Here is a 16,760-nt window from a genome sequence, read left to right on the forward strand (position 1 = left end):
GTAATCGCTCCACGGAATGTGAACCAGAACCACTACTCGTGAATAAAGCCAGCCGATGGCCGTCGAGATGGATACGTGGCTTCGTTGATCTCTAGGAACAGCGTTTGTCGACCGGTTCTGGAGGCGGTTGGCGATCACGCAGCTCGCGGATGTCGATGACAAATGACCGCACTGTCGTGTCTGGGGGTACAGGCGTCGAAGGCAGAGGGACCACCGACCCGTGCGCCGACTCGACCGTCGAGTACGAGTCTGCCGCGTAGGCAGGGGGCCACTGCCAACTCTTGCGGGATAGAGGGTGACGAGTAGCTGAGAGATGAGAAGGTCGCTGCCGTGATCACGGCAGCGACCTTCTCATCGTCGTTCAGAGCAGTCCGGTGCTCAGCGCGCGGGCAGGGTCACCGTTCCCCAGACGGGCTTGTGGTCCGAGGGCCAGGCGGTCGCTCCAACGGTGCATCCGGACCAGATCCCGGAGGGCGGGGCGAAGAGGTAGTCGAGCTTCGAGTTCCCTGCGGTGCTGCGATTGAGGGGGTCATCGCACTCTTTGTACGTGTGGTAAAGCGGCAGAAGGACCGGCAGGTTGCTGCCCGCCGGCGTCACGGTCGGGGTGGCGTTCAAATCGCCGCCGAAGACGGCCCGGTAACCGTCGTAGTCGACCTTCTCCGCGAGGAAGGCCGCCTGAGCCTTCTGCTGGTTTCGGTCTTCGTCGTCGTAGCCTTTGCCGCCGGTGCTGAAATGGGCCGTGCAGGCCATGACGGCCCAGGACTGGATGGCAGCGCACAGAGCGGTGCGGCGCTCGGTGTTTTGAGGAGAGTCCAGCTCCAAGGCGTTGTACCAGGTGTTCTCGGCGGGCACGGCGATCGCGACGCCATAGGCTCCGCGATTCTTGGCACATGACTTCTGGGCCCAGTGATCGGTTGTGCCTATCTGGTGCTGGATGGGGGCGAAGCGAACGTCCCAGGCGTCCGCTCCACCGTTGAGGTCCGCCTCCAGCTTCTTCTCAAGCGGCTTGGCGAGCTTCTCGCAGAACTCCTGAAGCAGGATCACATCAGCCTTCGCCTGACTGGCCCGGTCCGTGACGGCTTTGGTGAAACTGTCGACCGAGTATGCGTAGATATCGCAGTCGCTGTTGTTGCTGCAGGCGTTCCATGTCAGCACGTTGATCTTGCGTTCCGGCGTGGACGCTGTGGTGGGCGGCGACGAGGCGGAAGGGATCTCGACGAGTTTGAACTGCTCCCAGGAGCCGGGTGTTCCCGTCGCGCGGGCTCGCAGGAGTCCCTCGTCCGAGCCGGTGCTGTTGATCTCGGCGGAGACGTAGTAGTCCTTGGACGTGCCCCCTTCGGTGAAGTTGTACTTCAGGGCATACCAGTCCCCTTGGGGTACTAGTTCGAACCGCTCCCAGTTGCCGATGGCACCGTCTTGACGGGCACGGAGCATGCCCATGTGGGAGCCTGTGTCGTGGAACTCGGCGGACACGTAGAGGCCGTTGGCCTCGGAACGCAGGGCTGCGCGCGAGCCCTTGTCGTTGGTGTGCAGCGTGAAGGTCTCCCACGACCCGAGACTGCCCAGACTTTCGCAGTTCGTCCGGGCACGGAGCTTGCCGGCCTGGTTGCCGGCGTCGTTGATCTCCGCCGAGACGCACATCTTCTTGCCGGCCCTCTCGGTGGCCGCCCTCGACTGGAGCGCGTACTTACGGCCCGCGGACTTCTCCGTGAGGGGGTCACCGGCCTGAGCCGGCGGCGCTATGAACAGCGCGAGCAACGTCATCAGGAACCCGCACAAGACTCCAGTACGGATTGTTCTCATGGTCAAAGGGAGCTCCGCTTCATGTGGATTTTCTGATTTGAACAGGACGAATCATAGGGTCTGTTGATCACCGCACTGGACGCGAACGGTTGGCCGCCGACAGGCACGCTCATTCGGCGGCCACCAGCAAGGTGGCTGCCGTCCGTGGCCCGTTGCTCCTCGCGGGGGACATACCGTGCTGCCGTTGAAGCGACGGTGATGCCGCTCCGGATACCGGGGAACTGCTGCACCGATACTGCCCTGTGCTGCGCCCCTGCTCTGCATGACCAGGGCCTTTCACCAGGAGCATCCCGATGCTGCCCTGGCAAGAACCCCGGCGCCTCCCGAACTCATCAACATCGCCCGACCGTGTTTCTGGGTGCCTCCCAAACCCGTCGACAAGTGACATCGCTACTGCTCGATTAAGCCACTGCCCGATCGGGCAGGGCGTCCAGGTGCTCCAATGCGGAGTGCAGGGAGGCGGTGAAGGCGGTCAGCTCCGCGGTGCGCCGCTCTGCCTCGTCCAGGCGGCCGGCGATCCGAGGCCGGAGATCGGCCTTGACCTCATGGCAGGCGCCGCTCTCCCAGACGCGCAGAAGTTCACCGATCTCCTCAAGCGGCAGGCCGAGGTGCTTGGCTGCGCTGATGAACGCCAGGCGTTCCACGGCGTCCTCGTTGTAGGAGCGATAGCCGGCTGGTGTCCGGTCAGCGGGCAGCAGACCGGCGCTCTCGTAGAAACGCAAGGTGGTGGCCGGTACGCCGCTGCGTTCGGCGAGCTGGGAGATCCGCATGGTTCTCATACTCCCGACGGTAAACCTTCGACCCGGCTCGAAGGTCAAGCCGAGGCGCCTACTGATGTGAGCGGCTCAGGGAATGGTGGTTCAGGGACGGCTGGCTACCTCGGCGGCGTAGGCGTTGTCCTGCCCACCGATGCGCCTCCAGGAGTCGGCGGTGCTCTGGTGAACACCGAGCAGCCGGCTGACCATGACCGCGGGCAGCTCGGAAGCCAGCTCGACGAGGGCAGTGTTGCGGGCCATACGCGGCCGGACGCCGAGCGGATGGAGACGACGGACGAGCTGGCTGCGGCTGAGGTGCTGGGCGGGAAAGCGGCCCGGGAGCAGCCAGCGCTCCCCGGCCGTGTCCGTGGCCATCGCCTGCGCGTGGAGCGTTCGTTCGGATGAAGTCGTCCAGAGGCGGGGGCATCTGGGCTGGGACCTGCCCGAGCCGGAGCAGTACTGCGCTCCGGGTGACCTCCACATGTTCGGTGGTGAGGGCAACGACCCGGGACACATCCTGGGCGAAAAGGAGAGCGAGGAGTCCGGCCGCTTTGTCGGGCACCGGGATCTGCTCGTCGTGGATGAGCCGGTTGACCAGCTGCCAGCGGGTGTCCTGAGCGATGAGCTGGCCGGTGAAGGTGGGGGTGGGGAGTTCGACGGCCAGCTGGCGGGTGTGGCCGTTGCGGCTGGTCCAGACAAGGAAACCGTGTACCCGCGGGCCGCGGGCGGGGTAGTCGTCCAGCCAGGCGTCCAGAAGGCCCTGGGTGCATGTGCTGAGGGCGACGTCCTGGGTGTGGAGCCAGTTGAGCAGCCGGACGACCTGGGTGACGTAGGCACGGACGCCATGCGCTTGTGCCTGGCTGACCGGGCGGCGTCGAGAGAAGCGACGGAGGCGGCGCAGCAGGTGCCAGGTGACGTACGCCTGGAGCACTCTGCGGCTCTCCGGGTCACGGACCTGTGCGGTCCGTGCCGCGAGCCAGCGTTCCAGGGCGGCGAGTTGCTCGTCACGCGCGGGCAGGGTGCCGCCGGCGACGAGGTGCATACGGAGGTTGTCGACCACCTTGGCCGGCCGAAGGTTGTCCAGGGTGTCATGGGTGACCGGGCCGCTTCCGGCTGCCAGGGTGCGCAGCACGGTGAGCCGGGCGGGGCACCGGTTCAGCCAGTACAGCAGGCTGGTGCCCGGCTGCCTCACCAGGGCATTGAAGACCGGCTCGATGCCGGGGCGCATGCGTCCCTGGACGCTGAGTACGTCTCGGAGGCGTGCGCGGGCAGCGCAGTCGGGGCACAGGCCGTAATGGTGCAGACGGGTTACCGTGCCGCACTCGCTGCACGGCTGCTTGCGGGCCGGGTGGTGGCGCCAGCAGGTCGGGCACAGTTCGTCGCCGTTTGGCGCGATGCCGTGGATGCGCAGCGTCCGGCCGCACTGGGCGCAGGGACGGTGGGTGGCGCCGCAGGAGGAGCACAGCGGCTCTCCGTCGGCCGTGCGGTAGCTGACCTGGTTGTCGCGCTGGCAGCCGACGCAGATGGCGCGGGGGCGTCGCTTGCGCGTGCACGGAACGCAGAGGGGGGCGTCGGTGGAGATGTGCAGGCACGGGCGCTGTTCCCCGCAGTCGCTGCAGGTCGCGGTGGGGTACTGGTGGCAGCGGTGGCACAGCGGGCGGCCGTCTTTGCGGGCCTGGATGTAGCGGCGTTCTCCGCACTGAGCGCAGACTTGGTGGACGACTGGGTTGTGTTGTCTGCAGGCGTGGCACAACGGCAGGCCATCGTGGGTGCGGCCCATCACGGGTCGGTCGCGTCCGCACCAGGCGCACGGCTCGGCGCGTGCGGCGGAGCGGCACTCGGCGCAGCAACGGAGCCCGTCATGCGTACGCGGCAGCGGCACTTCCCGGCCGCTGTAGGGGCAGGCCGGGGCCACCAGGTTCACCGCTCCTCGCTCCCGGAGAGCAGCGATGAGGTGCAGTACTTTGGCCGGGCCGTGGGCGCCGTGGCCGGTCAGCAGGTCGGGGCGGTCCTCCAGCGCCCACAGCGGCTTGCGTTGTCGGGCCGTGACCGGCTCAACAGCTCGAACGGCCTCGGTAACCGTCTTCTCGGACAGGTTCGGGCAGATCTGCTGGATGACCCGGCACAGCCCTTCTATCGGATCGGCGCCGTCGTCCGGTGGGTGAGCACGGCAGCGGGGCCGCCCGTCTCGGTCCCGGGTCATGAACTCGGGGCGGCCGCAGACAGCGCAGGGATTTGCCTCGTGACGGCGCCGCCCTTCACAGGTGTTGCAGATGCGGGACGCACTGCCGGGAAGGACGCCGACAAGGCGTCGTGCCTGGCCACAGGCACCGCAGCGCGGCTGCTGTACGTGCACGGCGCCCTGCTCGCGCAGGGCCCGAATGAGCCGTTCGACGATGGTGGGCGACTCCGACCGCCCCTGCGTCAGCCACGACAGGTCCCCCTGGAGGAGCTCGGCGAGCTTCCGACGCTGAGTGCCGCGGGGAAAGGTGGTCCTCACCACGGACCGGATCAGCTCGGAAGGCATGGCCGGTTCGACAGCGACGACCGCCTCCGCGATCACGCCTTCGGGATCGGTGGCACAGCGAGGCAGGGCGGAGGCGTCCACGCGCTACTCCCCCGCGGGCGTGATACGAGCGCGCTTGGGCCGGTACTCGCCGACCCCGGCAGCCGTGCCGTCGCCTCCGGCCGCGGCCGTCTTCCTGCCCGACGCCCGGGTTGCCACCGGTTCGATCAGGTCCTCCATGCGGCACTGGAGGATGTCGAGGAGCGCCATCAGCTTGGTCAGGCTCAGCCGTTCCGGACGCTCCACCACCAGTCGGTAGACCTGGCTGGCCGACAGGTCGATGCCGCGATCAGCCAGCAGGGGCCGCAGGTCGGTGGTGGAGAACATGCCGCGAGTGGCCATGACCTCCCGCAGATGCCATCGGTAGTCCAGCTTCGTCGTCACGTCGTCTCCCTACTGTTCCCGGTGCAGTGCCTTGTCCAGCACCTTGCGCATCATCGTGTTCATGAAGTCCCCGCTCACCCCGGTGTAGAGCGCGGTGGTCGAGGCGTAGCGGTGGCCGACCTGCCGTTGGACGAACGCCGGGTCGGCGCCGTCCTCGATCTGATGGGTGACGTGGCTGTGCCGCAGACAGTGCGGCACGAGATCGGATTCGAGCCCAAGGGCTTCGCGGTACTCCGCGAAGCGGTCCTCGATCTCGCGGCTCTGGAGCCGGCCGCCGCGCTCGGTGGGCCACAGGGCCGTGCCGGCCGCAGCACGGTAGCGGGGTCGGATGTCGGTGACGTGGTCGTCGACCGCCTCCACGGCCCAGGGCATCACGCTCAGGACGGTCCGGCGGCGGGGCGGGGAGCCCTTGGACCGCTTGCCGTATCGGACGTGCAGCGATCCGAACCGGCCCAGCTCCGGCGCTTTCGGATTGCGGTACCAGTCGTTGAGATCCAGCTTCGACGCCTCTGTTCACCGCAGCCCCCAGCCATAGATGACCTTGAACACGGTGGCATCCCGGTATGCGGCCAGAGCACCTTTGCGGCCGAGTCTGATTGCGCGGTCGACCTGATCGTCGGCGTAGTCGAGGAGGAGTTGGATCTCCTCGCGGGTCATCGGCCGCCGACTCGCCTTCCCCTCGTAGTCGACGAGGTGTGCGGCGGTGTTCCACTCGTGGCAGATCTGCACCGGGTGGGTGCCGAAGCGCCGTTCGCACTCCTGGGGCCACTGGTAGTGCGGCGAGGTGATGTAGTCGCAGAACTGGCGAACGGCAACCTGGTAGCCGCGGATCGTCGACTCCGCGCGATGAAGTTCCGCGATCAGGTGCGTCGTCCATTCGTCCATCGCGGCGGCCGACCAGTTCCACGGGTAGGCGCCGGCGAAGTCGTTGAACTGGCGCACTACGCGCAGACGGTCGCTGATCGTCTTCGCCTGCAGACGTCGGCCTCCGCGCTGCTGCCGTGTCCAGCCTTCCAACATCGCGTCGAACACGGCGCCTTCGGGATGCAGCAGCGTCACGCCGTTCAGCAGCACCATGCGGGCGGAGCCCTCGCTCAAGTCCGTCGTCGTCACGCAGCCCTCTTCCTCAGGGTGCGCGAATCATGCATCAGATGACTGATCCACAGCAAGAGTGCAGGTCGCAAGCCTGCATCGCTCACCATCAGGAGGCAAGTTGATGCCGCAGATCCCCAGCTCGGACCGCGCAGATTCACGCATCAAATGCAATTCCCCGGACTCCATCAACACCCGGGCCTGGCATATCTACGGCCAGCGCCAATTGGCCCGTGGCTACACTCCGCCCGTCCCCGACCGGCTCGGCTGGACGCCCTGGGACGGGGTCGGTCCGGGTGTAGAAGCCCTCGGCGACGTCACCGGCCGCCTCGTCCTGGACATCGGGTCCGGAGCCGGCCACCACGCCGTCCATCTCGCCCGGGCTCACGGGGCCCGCGTCACCGGTATCGAGCTGGCCCCAACCCAGCACAAGCGCGCCGTGTCAGCCCACACGAACGTGGACGGCGTGGAGTTCATCCAGGCAGATGTGACCGAGTACCTGACCGGCACCGAACCGTTCGACGCCGCGTACGCGATCGGGACGCTCGCCTTCATCGACCCGCACCGCTCGCTGCCGGCATTGCGCGACGGCCTGTGTCCCGGCGCCCCGCTGATCCTCTCGCTCCTGCACACCGACCTGCACGGCCGCGGTCCGTCCACGGAGGTGGCACCGCGCGAGCAGATGATTCTGCTGCGCGACGACCCGCCCCTGCGCACGCAGATGTGGGTCCTGGCACCACAGTTGTGGGAGGACCTGCTCACCGAGTACGGCTTCCGCGTCGAGACCATCGACCTGCTACCGCACCCCGACGAGAGCGCCATGGTCGTCCAGCAGCTCATCCGCGCCCGGCGCCTGCCCGACCGACCGCCGCACGTCACCAGCGGGCCACGGGGCGCTCAAGCCCCGGCCGCGCACGCGGCCGTCGGGGTCGGAGCGATCCTGCTGAGCGAGCAAGGCATCCTGCTGGGCCGACACCGCCTCGGCACCCTCGAACTGCCTGGCGGCAGCGTGGAGGCCGGCGAGTCATTCGAGGATGCAGTGGTCCGCGAACTCGCCGAGGAGACCGGCCTGGTCGCTCGCGCCGAGGACGTGGGGCTCCTGGGTACGCTCGTCGATCACGTCGCCGGTGTCCTGCGGGTGACCGTCGGCGCGGTCGTCCACCCCTGGCAGGGGCAGCCGACCACGCAGCCGGACGAGAGCATCGGCGGCTGGGAGTGGCACCCGCTCGACCGACTCCCCGAGGACCTGTTCGTATGTAGCGCCCAGATCCTCACCGCCTGGCAGCCCGACCTGCCCATCGACCACCCGTCGGCGTACTTCACTGCCTTCGCCTCAGTCAGGGAGACGGCGCGTTGACACACCAGCTCCTGGGCCTGCCTGACCGCCGCCTGGACGGATCCCTGTCCAACGAGGAGGGAAGGCGGCTCCGCTCCCTCCGATCGTGGAACAGCCGCGTAGCCGGCTTCGTCGCTCCCATGCCTCGGCTGCCCGCCGAAGTCGCTCACCGAACCCCTGCAACCCCAGCTCCCTGGAGGGCGTCGATCGACCGCTCGAACTGCGGATGGGCGACGTACGCCCGGTTCGCACAGGGCATCATCGCCATGGGGATGCCCTTGCCGATGCCTTCGGCGACCACTCCGACGAGCCACTTGTCGGTGATCCCGAGCGCCCGCTGGTTGATCGTGTTGAAGGTCGCCGGTGCGACGACGATCGCGTCCGGCTTCGGCCACACGTCCGGCTGACCGGGCATCCGGTAGTCCCAGCGGACTGGGCGGCCGGTGAGGGCGGCGAGACCGTCGAGGGAGTCGGTGAGCCGGCGCGCCGCCGTGGGAGTGAGACCGAGACATACGTCCCAGCCGTCGGACTGCGCTTCCTCGATGACGCGGGCGATGTCGAAGACGGGCGGTGCCGCGCTGCTGAACAGGTACAGGGTCGTCATGAGGGCCGTCCGATGTATTGGCCCGCAGCGTTGTTGACGCGGGTGATGGGCGGGCGTCCGTGATGTGCATCAGCTCGCCGGGCCGGTCGCGTTCCTAGGTCCTGTCGTCAAACTCCCGCCGTCGCCCGGAGGGCGGCCCTGCGGGGTCAGGTGCGTGCTCTCGGTGTGCCGGGCGCAGGTCCGCGTACTGGACGTACTCGGGCGTGTGCCCGGTGCGGCGAGAGTGCGTGCATGGCGCCGCGGGGCAGGCGGGAGCTTGACGACAGGGCCTAGCGGCGGATCAGGGTGCTGGTCGGACGGTCGATCCAGGACAGCCGGTTCAGGCTGTGGCGGGTCAGGATCCGGTGCACGGTCGAGGCGGGCATTACGGTGGGACACGAAGACCTCCGTGCGGTGAAGACTCGACACCTCCACCACACCGGAGGTCTTCGCCATGATCAAGCCCGGTCGGCGTCAACAATGCTCGTGATCAATACGTCCAGAGACGGGCGGGCGGTCCGGCGGGGACGGAAGGGCCGGAAGACCTGCCCGAAGAACTGCCCCGCCGGAGCTGGCGGGGGCGGCGGCGGGCATGTTCCATGGGCAGTGCCGCTTCGTGGAAGGAACTATCCCGTTGCCCCAGTACGAACGTCCCGCCGGCCGGGCCGCCGACAGGCGCACCCCGACCCCCCGGACGCCCGTTCCCTCCAGCCAGTCCGGCATCCTCGGCCTTCAGCGCTCGTTGGGGAACGCCGCCGTGCTGCGCATGCTCCAGCGGAGCGGACACGCGTACGCCCAGCCCACCATGCAGCGCCAGGTGCAGCGCCAGGTGCAGGGGGGAGGCGCAGCACCGGCACGGTGCCGGGTGCGGGCACCAGCAGGACGTACAGCAGTCCGCCGCGGCTCCTGGGGGGCCGCAGATCCAGCGGCTCGTCTATGACTCCATGGACAACGGCGCGACCGAGGAACTGTTCCTGGAGACCGAGGCGGAGGCTCGCGCGCATTACGAGGGCCGGGGCGTTCCCCAGGAGGTGGTGGACCGGCTGGCGGCGCTGGCGGCGGACGAGGCGTCCGAGGCGGCTGCGGGTGACGTTGACGGTCGCCCCGTCGGTGGGCATGCCGAGGAGTTCGTACAGTTCGCCGGCCCGTGCCGGGGTCACGTCGTGCTGGGCCTGGAGGTCCACCTTCCATCGGGCCAACCGGAGTTCGGGCTGCGTGGGGATGAGCGACGCGGACGCCGCGGCCCTGTACGGACAGGTGCGGGTGGGCGACCCGTTCGAGATGACCAGCGCACAGGCCAAGGGCACGGTCGCCGAGGGCAACGGGTACGGCGCGTGGAACCTCTCGCGGGAGGACTGGGCGGCGAAGAGCGCCCTGGCGTGACCCGGTAGCGCCCGCTCCGGGCCCGGAGCGCGTACGTAGCGCCCCGAGCCCGCAGCACTACTGACACCGCGTCCAACAATCGTTACCTTCACGCAACGCACCCGGTAGTTACCAGCGGTAAACAATCGGGGTTACCGTCGGGTCACTTTGCACCGACACGCGTGAGGAGTGACCCCGTGGCACGTCCGAAACCGGCACCACGCACCATCGCTTCGATCACCACCGCCGTCGTCCTGCTCGCCGGGGCCGCGCTCGGCGCCGCCCCGGCCGCGACGGCGGCCCCCGGCACCGCGCCCACCAGCACGACCGCACAGCGCCTGACGTTCCATGACATCCCCGGCTCCGGGGGCATCACCCTGAAGGGCAACGTCTTCACGCCCGCCGGGGCGGCGGCCGGGACGAAGCATCCGCTGATCGTCTTCCCGACGAGCTGGGCCATGCCGCAGATCGAGTATCTGGCCCAGGCCCAGAAGCTCGCCGACTCCGGTTATGTCGTGGTGAGTTACACCTCGCGCGGCTTCTGGCTCTCGGGCGGGAAGATCGAGGTCGCGGGCCCCCCGGACATCGCGGACGCCTCCGCCGTCATCGACTGGGCACTGGAGCACACCTCCGCCGACCCGGACCGCGTCGGCATGGGCGGCGTCTCCTACGGGGCGGGTATCAGCCTGCTGGCCGCTGGGCACGACCCGCGGATCAAGGCGGTCGCCGCGCTCAGCGGCTGGGCCGACCTGATCGACTCGATCTACAGCGGGCGCACCCAGCACCTCCAGGCCGCCGCTCTGCTCGGCGGCGCGGGCCTGGTCACCGGCCGCCCCGGCGACGAGCTGACACGGACGCTGAAGGACTTCCTCGGCTCCCGCCTGGACAAGGAGCCGGAGATGATCGCCTGGGGGAAGAAGCGCTCCCCCGCCACGTATCTGGACCGGATCAACGCCAACGGCGCGGCGATCATGATGGGCAACGCCTGGGGCGACACCATCTTCCCGCCCAACCAGTACGCCTCGTTCTACGACAAGCTCACCGGTCCCAAGCGGCTGGAGTTCCGCCCGGGCGACCACGCCACCGCCGAGGCCACCGGCCTGCTCGGGCTGCCGAACGACACCTGGACGAGCACCCGTCGCTGGTTCGACCGCTATCTCCGGGGCGAGCGCAACGGCATCGACACCGAGCTTCCCGTCCAGCTCAAATCCCGCACCGACCAGGGGTACGAGGGCTACCCGGACTGGAAGTCCGTGGGCGCGGTGCAGAACCGGATCCCGCTGGACGGCACCAAGAAGGTGTGGGCAGGCGTCGATTCGGGCGCCAACGGTGGCATCGCGATCCTGTCCAACGCGTTGGACCAGTTCCTGAAGCTCCCGCCGACGGTCTCCGTGCCCCTGCTGCCGCGCACGTTCGCGAGCGTGTGGCAGTCGGAGCGGTACGCCACCGAGCAGCGGATCCGGGGGACGTCCGCGCTGCACACCACGGTCACCGCCACGAAGCCGAGCGGCACCCTCGTCGCGTATCTCTACGACGTGGGACCGCTCGGCATCGGCAAACTGGTCAGCAACGCTCCGTACACCTTCCACGGGCAGACGCCGGGCCGGCCGTTCCCCGTCGACCTGGAGCTGTACTCCACGGCCTACGACGTCCCGGCCGGTCACCGGCTCGCCCTGGTGATCGACACCGTCGATCCGCTGTACATCGAGCACAACCCGACCGGCGCGCAGCTGACCTTCTCCTCGCCCGGCACGGACCCGAGTCATCTCTCGGTCCCGCTGCGCGAGAAGTGATCACCGACTGCTGCCGGGCGGGCAGGGCCCGGCTACTGTCCTCCCGGCAGCAGCGTCCCCGGTTCGGCCGGGGCCACCCCCACCGCCTCCGTCTTCGGATTGCGCCGCTGACGACGGGCCACCCAGGTGGCGAACCACGAGAGCAGCATGCACATCCCGATGTAGATCGGAGAGATCACCATCACGACGGGGATGAAGGGAAGATCGTAGTCGAGATTCGACGCGATCAGCTTTCCGGCGTGGAGGAATTCCTCGTAGGTGATCAGATAGCCCAGTGAGGTGTCCTTGAGCGCGACCACCAGCTGACTGATGATGGTCGGCAGCATCGCGCGCACGGCCTGGGGAGCCAGGACGAACGTGGTGACCTGTGTCTTGCGCATGCCGAGCGCGTACGCCGCCTCGCGCTGGCCCCGGTCCACGGAGTTGATCCCGGTGCGGAACACCTCCGCGAGGACGGAGCCGTTGTAGAGCGTCAGCCCGGCGACCAGGGCGGGAAGCGGCTGGACCTTCAGCGCCACGAAGATGAAGAAGATCATCACCAGCACCGGCATGGCCCGGAAGAACTCGACGAGCAGGGTGGCGGTCCAGCGCAGCACCCGGTGTTCCGAGAGCCGGCCGACCGCGAGGACCGCACCGAGGACGAGCGAGAGGACCGCGGCGTACGCGAACGCCTTGAGGGTGTTGCCGAGGCCGCGCAGCAGCAGTTCCTGGATGCCCTTGTACGTGAAGGGCGTCCACTTCTCGGCGGTGAACTGGTCGGTGTCGAAGAGCAGATAGACGATCCAGCCGAACAGCGCCAGGATCACCACGGTCGAGGCGATCCCGTACATCAGGTGCCGTTTGCGGGTCACCGGGCCGGGGATGTCGTAGAGCGCGGTGGCCGCCGGGAGCGTGGGCCTGCGGGTGAGGGTCTTGGTCATCGTGCCACTCCCCAGCGCTTCTCCATCACGTGGAACACCGCGCTGATGGTCAGGGTGATGATCAGGTAGCCGACGGCGATCCAGATGAAGGACCAGATGATGCTGTAGCCCAGCTCGTTGAGCGTCTTGTAGGTGCCGAGGAGTTCGGTGACGCTGAACGCCCCGGCGATCGCGGAGTTCTTCGCCAGCGCGATCAGGGTCGAGCCGACCGGCGGGATCACCGACCGGAACGCCTGCGGCAGCACCACGGTGCTCAGGGTCTGGCCGAAGTTCATACCGAGGCTGCGCGCGGCCTCGCCCTGGCCCTTGGGCACGGTGTTGATGCCGGAGCGCAGCACCTCGCAGATGAAGGCCGAGGTGTAGCAGCCGAGGGCCAGCACGGCGAAGACCTGGAACGGCAGGACGAGCCCGAAGCGGGGCAGGCCGAGCAGGACCGCGAAGAACAGCAGCGTCAGCGGGGTGTTGCGGAGCACGGTGACCCAGACCGTGCCCAGCACCCGGAGGGAGCCGACGGGCGCGACCCGGAAGGACGCCATCAGGAAGCCGAGGACGAGCGCCAGCGCGGAGGCGTAGACGGTCAGCTCGACGGTGCCGAGGAAGCCCTTGCCGTAGAGGGAGAAGTTCTCTGTCAGTACGTCCATGGGTGGGGCCGTCCCCTCAGTTCGCCGGGTAGCGGTCGATGGGCGGCGGGGTCGGCGCGGGCGCTCCGGAGAGCCCCAGCGTCGCTTCGTACGCCTTCTTCCAGTTGCCGTCTCTCTCGTTGGCCTCCAGCGCGTCGTTGAGCGCGTCGCGCAGCGCGTTGTCGTCGCGCGGTACGCCGATGCCGTACGGCTCCTGGGAGAAGGGCTTGCCGACGACCTTCATCTCGTCGGGCGCCTTGGCCGCGAAGCCCAGCAGGATCGCGTCGTCGGTGGTGACGGCGTCGACCTGGAAGGTGAGGAGGTTGTCGACGCAGATCGAGTACGTGTCGTACGCGACGAGCGTCGCCCTCGGGTAGTCGGCGGCGATGCGCTGGTAGGGCGTGGAGCCGGACGCCGAGCAGACGGTCCTGCCCGCCAGGTCCTTGGGCCCGTCGATGTCGTTCTCGTCGGTACGCACCAGCAGGCCCTGGCCCGCCATGTAGTACGGGCCGGCGAAGCCGACGAGCTTCTTGCGCATGTCGTTGATGGTGTAGGTGCCGACGTAGTAGTCGATCTGGCCGTTCTGCAGGGCCGTCTCGCGGTTGGCCGAGGCGATCGTGCGGAAGCGGATCGTCTTCGGGTCGAAGCCGAGCGAGGCCGACATCATGCGGGCGATCTCGATGTCGAACCCGGAGTAGACCCCGCTCGCCGGGTCCTTCTCCCCCAGGTACGGCTGGTCCTCCTTGGCGCCGACCACCAGATGGCCGCGCCTCTTCGCCTTGGTCCAGGTGCGGGAGTCGGGCAGTTCGAAGCCGGTGTCGACCTGGTACACCGGCAGTGCCTCGGCCTTGGGGCCCTTGACCGGCGGGCTGCCGTCCCTGCCGCAGCCGGCGGCGAGTGCGGCGAGCAGGAGACCGGCCACGAGGGCGGCGGCCCTGCCCGTACGCGTGTTCCTCGTGCGCAACATGGAAGCCCCCCTCAGTGCTTGAGGATCTTGGAAAGGAAGTCCTTGGCGCGGTCGCTCGACGGGGACGTGAAGAAGTCCTCCGGGGTGCGGTCCTCGACGACGCAGCCGTCGGACATGAACACCACGCGGTTCGCCGCGGAGCGGGCGAAGCCCATCTCGTGGGTGACCACGACCATGGTCATGCCGTCCCGGGCCAGCTGCTGCATGACCTCCAGCACCTCGTTGATCATCTCCGGGTCGAGCGCCGAGGTGGGCTCGTCGAAGAGGAGCGCCTTGGGGTCCATGGCCAGGGCGCGGGCGATGGCCACGCGCTGCTGCTGGCCGCCGGAGAGCTGGGCGGGGAACTTGTCCGCGTGGGCGGCCAGGCCGACGCGCTCCAGGAGTTCACGGGAGCGCCGATCGGCCTCGTCCTTCTTGCGCCTGCGGACCTTGAGCTGGGCCAGCGAGACATTGTCCAGCACGGTCTTGTGGGCGAAGAGGTTGAACGACTGGAAGACCATGCCGACTTCGGCACGGAGCTGGGCCAGGCCCTTGCCCTCCTCGGGGAGGGGCCTGCCGTCGATCGTGATGCTGCCGGATTCGATCGTCTCCAGCCGGTTGATCGCCCGGCACAGGGTGGATTTTCCTGAGCCGGAGGGGCCGATGACCACCACCACCTCCCCGCGGCCGACGGTGAGATTGATGTCCTGAAGTACGTGCAACTCTCCGAAGTGTTTGTTGACGTCCCTCAGTTCGATCAACGGATCGACGGCCATGCGCTGCCCTACCCACTTGTCGCTGTGTCGAGGTCAGCGCAAACTATCCATCGCGAAAAGGGACTTCGCACCCGACACGCGTAAATGGCGCAAAAGGCTTTTTAACTGGATTAGGTGAGGAGGGCGGGGCCCGCGAGCCCGACCCGATCCGGACGAGAGCCCCTGGCCGCTCAGTTCTCGGCGGATTCCGCGTACACCTGGGACAGCTCGGGACTGCCCGCCATCGCCCAGTCGAGACCGGCCGCGACGACGTCGATCTCCCGCCCGGACTCCAGCCGCACCACGGGCTGACCGCTCGGCCAGACGTCCCACTCCGCGCCCGGAACGGTCCGCACGATCACGGTGCCGAGGTAGAGGCCGGCGTCGTTGCCGAGCCAGGGAAGCTCCTCGGGGTCGTCGCGCCAGCGGGGCGGCAGCTGGTCGAGCGCGGCCAACGAAGCGGGTGTGTCATCGAGTTCGAGTCCGTGCTGCCCCGCCCTGACGCGCAGCAGTTCGCATTCGGCGAGCAGTTCGGCCACACCGTCGGGGTCTGCCTCGACGGCGGCGGCGAGTGCGCCTGAATGCGTACCCCCCTGACGCTTACGCCAGTTGTCCAAGAAAGGGATGTTCATACCACTAGGGTCCCATCCCGGCCAGGTTCCGCACCACAGGGCGCGCGGCGTTCACCGATCCCCCACCCCGCCCCGGCCGGAATCCGAGCAGATATCTAAAGTACGCACATGAGTCCACACGCTTACGTTTCGGAACTGTTCTCGCTGGAAGGCCGGGTGGCGGTGGTCACCGGCGGCAGCTCCGGCATCGGCCGGGGGATCACCGGCGCCCTGGCCCGGGCCGGTGCGGCCGTCGTCGTGGTGGCCCGCCGGGAGGCCGAGTTGCGTGCGACCGTGGACGAGCTGACCGCCGAGGGCTGCCGGGCCGCCTGGGTGAGCGCGGACCTGAGCACCACCGAGGGGGTGCGCACGGGGGCGGACGAGGCCGTGCGGGCTTTCGGGGAGCCGGACATCCTGGTGAACTGCGCCGGGATCAATCTGCGGCCGCCGATGAGCGGGCTGGACGAGGACGTCTGGGACACCACGATGGCGGTGAACCTGAAGGCGCCGTACCTGCTGGGGCATCGGTTCGGGCCCGGCATGGCCGAGCGGGGGTACGGGCGGATCATCCACGTCACGTCGCAGCAGGCGCACCGGGCGTTCGTGAGCAGTGGCGCCTACGGGGTGTCCAAGGGCGGCCTGGAGTCGCTGACCCGCTCCCAGGCCGAGGCGTGGTCGCCGCACGGCGTCACCGTGAACAGCCTGGTGCCCGGGTTCGTGCTGACCCCGTTGAACGCACGCCTCCAGTCGGACCCGGAGAAGGTGGCGTCGCTCGCCGCCCGGACGATGGTCGGCCGGAACGGACTCGCGGAGGACTTCGCGGGGGCCGCGGTGTTCCTGGCGGGGCGCTCCTCGGCGTACGTCACCGGGCAGTCGGTGTTCGTGGACGGCGGGTTCTCGGTGCACTGAGGGGACGGCGGGTGCTCGGTGCACCGAGGGGACGGCGGGTGCTCGGTGCACCGAGGGGACCGCGGGTGCTCGGCACACCGAGGGCCGGTGCGCCCGGGCGGCGGGCTCTCGGTGACCGGCCGTCGGTGCGCCGGGCCCGCCGCCCGTCGTGAGGGGGCTCGGGGCTTCTAGGTCCTGTCGTCAAACTCCCGCCGTCGCCCGAAGGGCGGCCCTGCGGGGTCGGGTGCGTGCTCTCGGTGTGCCGGGCGCAGGTCCGCGTACTGGACGTACTCGGGCGTGTGCCCGGTGCGGCGAGAGTGCGTGCATGGCGCCGCGGGGCAGGCGG

Annotated in this window: 12 protein-coding genes and 3 pseudogenes; 4 read left to right on the forward strand and 11 right to left on the reverse strand. The window is 68.7% G+C overall.

Going from position 1 to position 16,760, the window contains the following annotated elements:
- Positions 1-378 precede the first annotated feature (378 nt).
- The 5 genes and pseudogenes from ACH4KB_RS31655 to ACH4KB_RS31675 form a co-directional block, all read right to left on the reverse strand.
- On the reverse strand, positions 379-1,764 hold the full coding sequence (locus ACH4KB_RS31655) for an endonuclease/exonuclease/phosphatase family protein (RefSeq protein ID WP_398069446.1): 1,386 nt from the start codon (positions 1,762-1,764) through the stop codon (positions 379-381).
- A 449-nt stretch (positions 1,765-2,213) separates the two neighbouring features.
- A pseudogene (locus ACH4KB_RS31660) lies at positions 2,214-2,582 on the reverse strand (MerR family transcriptional regulator); the annotation flags it as partial.
- A gap of 49 nt (positions 2,583-2,631) precedes the next feature.
- On the reverse strand, positions 2,632-5,166 hold the full coding sequence (locus ACH4KB_RS31665; protein ID WP_398069448.1) for a hypothetical protein: 2,535 nt from the start codon (positions 5,164-5,166) through the stop codon (positions 2,632-2,634).
- 3 nt (positions 5,167-5,169) lie between these two features.
- The gene (locus ACH4KB_RS31670; RefSeq protein WP_398069450.1) at positions 5,170-5,508 is read right to left on the reverse strand and encodes a helix-turn-helix domain-containing protein; all 339 of its coding nucleotides are present in this window, start codon (positions 5,506-5,508) and stop codon (positions 5,170-5,172) included.
- Between the two features lie 9 nt (positions 5,509-5,517).
- A pseudogene (locus ACH4KB_RS31675) lies at positions 5,518-6,585 on the reverse strand (tyrosine-type recombinase/integrase).
- A 139-nt stretch (positions 6,586-6,724) separates the two neighbouring features.
- Here ACH4KB_RS31675 and ACH4KB_RS31680 point away from each other — a divergent pair.
- Positions 6,725-7,957 carry a bifunctional class I SAM-dependent methyltransferase/NUDIX hydrolase gene (locus ACH4KB_RS31680; RefSeq protein ID WP_398069452.1) on the forward strand — a complete coding sequence of 411 codons (1,233 nt, stop codon included), beginning with the start codon at positions 6,725-6,727 and terminating at the stop codon, positions 7,955-7,957.
- Positions 7,958-8,102: 145 nt separating this feature from the next.
- On the opposite strand, the gene ACH4KB_RS31685 is transcribed toward ACH4KB_RS31680, so the two are convergent.
- On the reverse strand, positions 8,103-8,540 hold the full coding sequence (locus ACH4KB_RS31685; protein ID WP_398069454.1) for a flavoprotein: 438 nt from the start codon (positions 8,538-8,540) through the stop codon (positions 8,103-8,105).
- 1,164 nt (positions 8,541-9,704) lie between these two features.
- On the opposite strand from ACH4KB_RS31685, the pseudogene ACH4KB_RS31690 reads away from it, so the two are divergent.
- A pseudogene (locus ACH4KB_RS31690) lies at positions 9,705-9,902 on the forward strand (L,D-transpeptidase family protein); the annotation flags it as partial.
- A gap of 176 nt (positions 9,903-10,078) precedes the next feature.
- The gene (locus tag ACH4KB_RS31695) at positions 10,079-11,674 is read left to right on the forward strand and encodes a CocE/NonD family hydrolase (protein WP_398069456.1); all 1,596 of its coding nucleotides are present in this window, start codon (positions 10,079-10,081) and stop codon (positions 11,672-11,674) included.
- A 32-nt stretch (positions 11,675-11,706) separates the two neighbouring features.
- Here the strand turns inward: ACH4KB_RS31695 and ACH4KB_RS31700 are convergent, their stop codons facing one another.
- The 5 genes from ACH4KB_RS31700 to ACH4KB_RS31720 form a co-directional block, all read right to left on the reverse strand.
- Positions 11,707-12,594, reverse strand: coding sequence for an amino acid ABC transporter permease (locus ACH4KB_RS31700; RefSeq protein WP_398069458.1), 888 nt, complete (start codon positions 12,592-12,594; stop codon positions 11,707-11,709).
- Positions 12,591-13,235 carry an amino acid ABC transporter permease gene (locus ACH4KB_RS31705; RefSeq protein ID WP_398069460.1) on the reverse strand — a complete coding sequence of 215 codons (645 nt, stop codon included), beginning with the start codon at positions 13,233-13,235 and terminating at the stop codon, positions 12,591-12,593. The genes ACH4KB_RS31700 and ACH4KB_RS31705 overlap by 4 nt, the downstream gene beginning before the upstream one ends.
- Positions 13,236-13,251: 16 nt before the next feature.
- The gene (locus tag ACH4KB_RS31710; protein ID WP_398069462.1) at positions 13,252-14,181 is read right to left on the reverse strand and encodes a glutamate ABC transporter substrate-binding protein; all 930 of its coding nucleotides are present in this window, start codon (positions 14,179-14,181) and stop codon (positions 13,252-13,254) included.
- An 11-nt stretch (positions 14,182-14,192) separates the two neighbouring features.
- Positions 14,193-14,936, reverse strand: coding sequence for an amino acid ABC transporter ATP-binding protein (locus ACH4KB_RS31715; protein ID WP_398069464.1), 744 nt, complete (start codon positions 14,934-14,936; stop codon positions 14,193-14,195).
- A 170-nt stretch (positions 14,937-15,106) separates the two neighbouring features.
- Entirely contained in the window at positions 15,107-15,547 is a 441-nt protein-coding gene (locus ACH4KB_RS31720) for a DUF6278 family protein (protein ID WP_398069466.1), read from the reverse strand.
- Positions 15,548-15,655: 108 nt separating this feature from the next.
- Between ACH4KB_RS31720 and ACH4KB_RS31725 the strand changes: the two genes are divergently transcribed.
- Complete coding sequence (locus ACH4KB_RS31725) at positions 15,656-16,435, forward strand: SDR family NAD(P)-dependent oxidoreductase (RefSeq protein ID WP_398069468.1); 780 nt, start codon at positions 15,656-15,658, stop codon at positions 16,433-16,435.
- The last annotated feature ends 325 nt before the right edge of the window (positions 16,436-16,760 follow it).

Source organism: Streptomyces sp. NPDC017520, from assembly GCF_044329855.1.
Taxonomy (GTDB): domain Bacteria; phylum Actinomycetota; class Actinomycetes; order Streptomycetales; family Streptomycetaceae; genus Streptomyces.

Coding starts and splice junctions, on each gene's coding strand:
- ACH4KB_RS31715 (WP_398069464.1), bottom strand. CDS start 14,936: ATGGCCGTCGATCCGTTGATCGAACTGAGGGACGTCAACAAACACTTC.
- ACH4KB_RS31655 (WP_398069446.1), bottom strand. CDS start 1,764: ATGACGTTGCTCGCGCTGTTCATAGCGCCGCCGGCTCAGGCCGGTGAC.
- ACH4KB_RS31705 (WP_398069460.1), bottom strand. CDS start 13,235: ATGGACGTACTGACAGAGAACTTCTCCCTCTACGGCAAGGGCTTCCTC.
- ACH4KB_RS31720 (WP_398069466.1), bottom strand. CDS start 15,547: ATGAACATCCCTTTCTTGGACAACTGGCGTAAGCGTCAGGGGGGTACG.
- ACH4KB_RS31710 (WP_398069462.1), bottom strand. CDS start 14,181: ATGTTGCGCACGAGGAACACGCGTACGGGCAGGGCCGCCGCCCTCGTG.
- ACH4KB_RS31725 (WP_398069468.1), top strand. CDS start 15,656: ATGAGTCCACACGCTTACGTTTCGGAACTGTTCTCGCTGGAAGGCCGG.
- ACH4KB_RS31685 (WP_398069454.1), bottom strand. CDS start 8,540: ATGACGACCCTGTACCTGTTCAGCAGCGCGGCACCGCCCGTCTTCGAC.
- ACH4KB_RS31680 (WP_398069452.1), top strand. CDS start 6,725: ATGCCGCAGATCCCCAGCTCGGACCGCGCAGATTCACGCATCAAATGC.
- ACH4KB_RS31700 (WP_398069458.1), bottom strand. CDS start 12,594: ATGACCAAGACCCTCACCCGCAGGCCCACGCTCCCGGCGGCCACCGCG.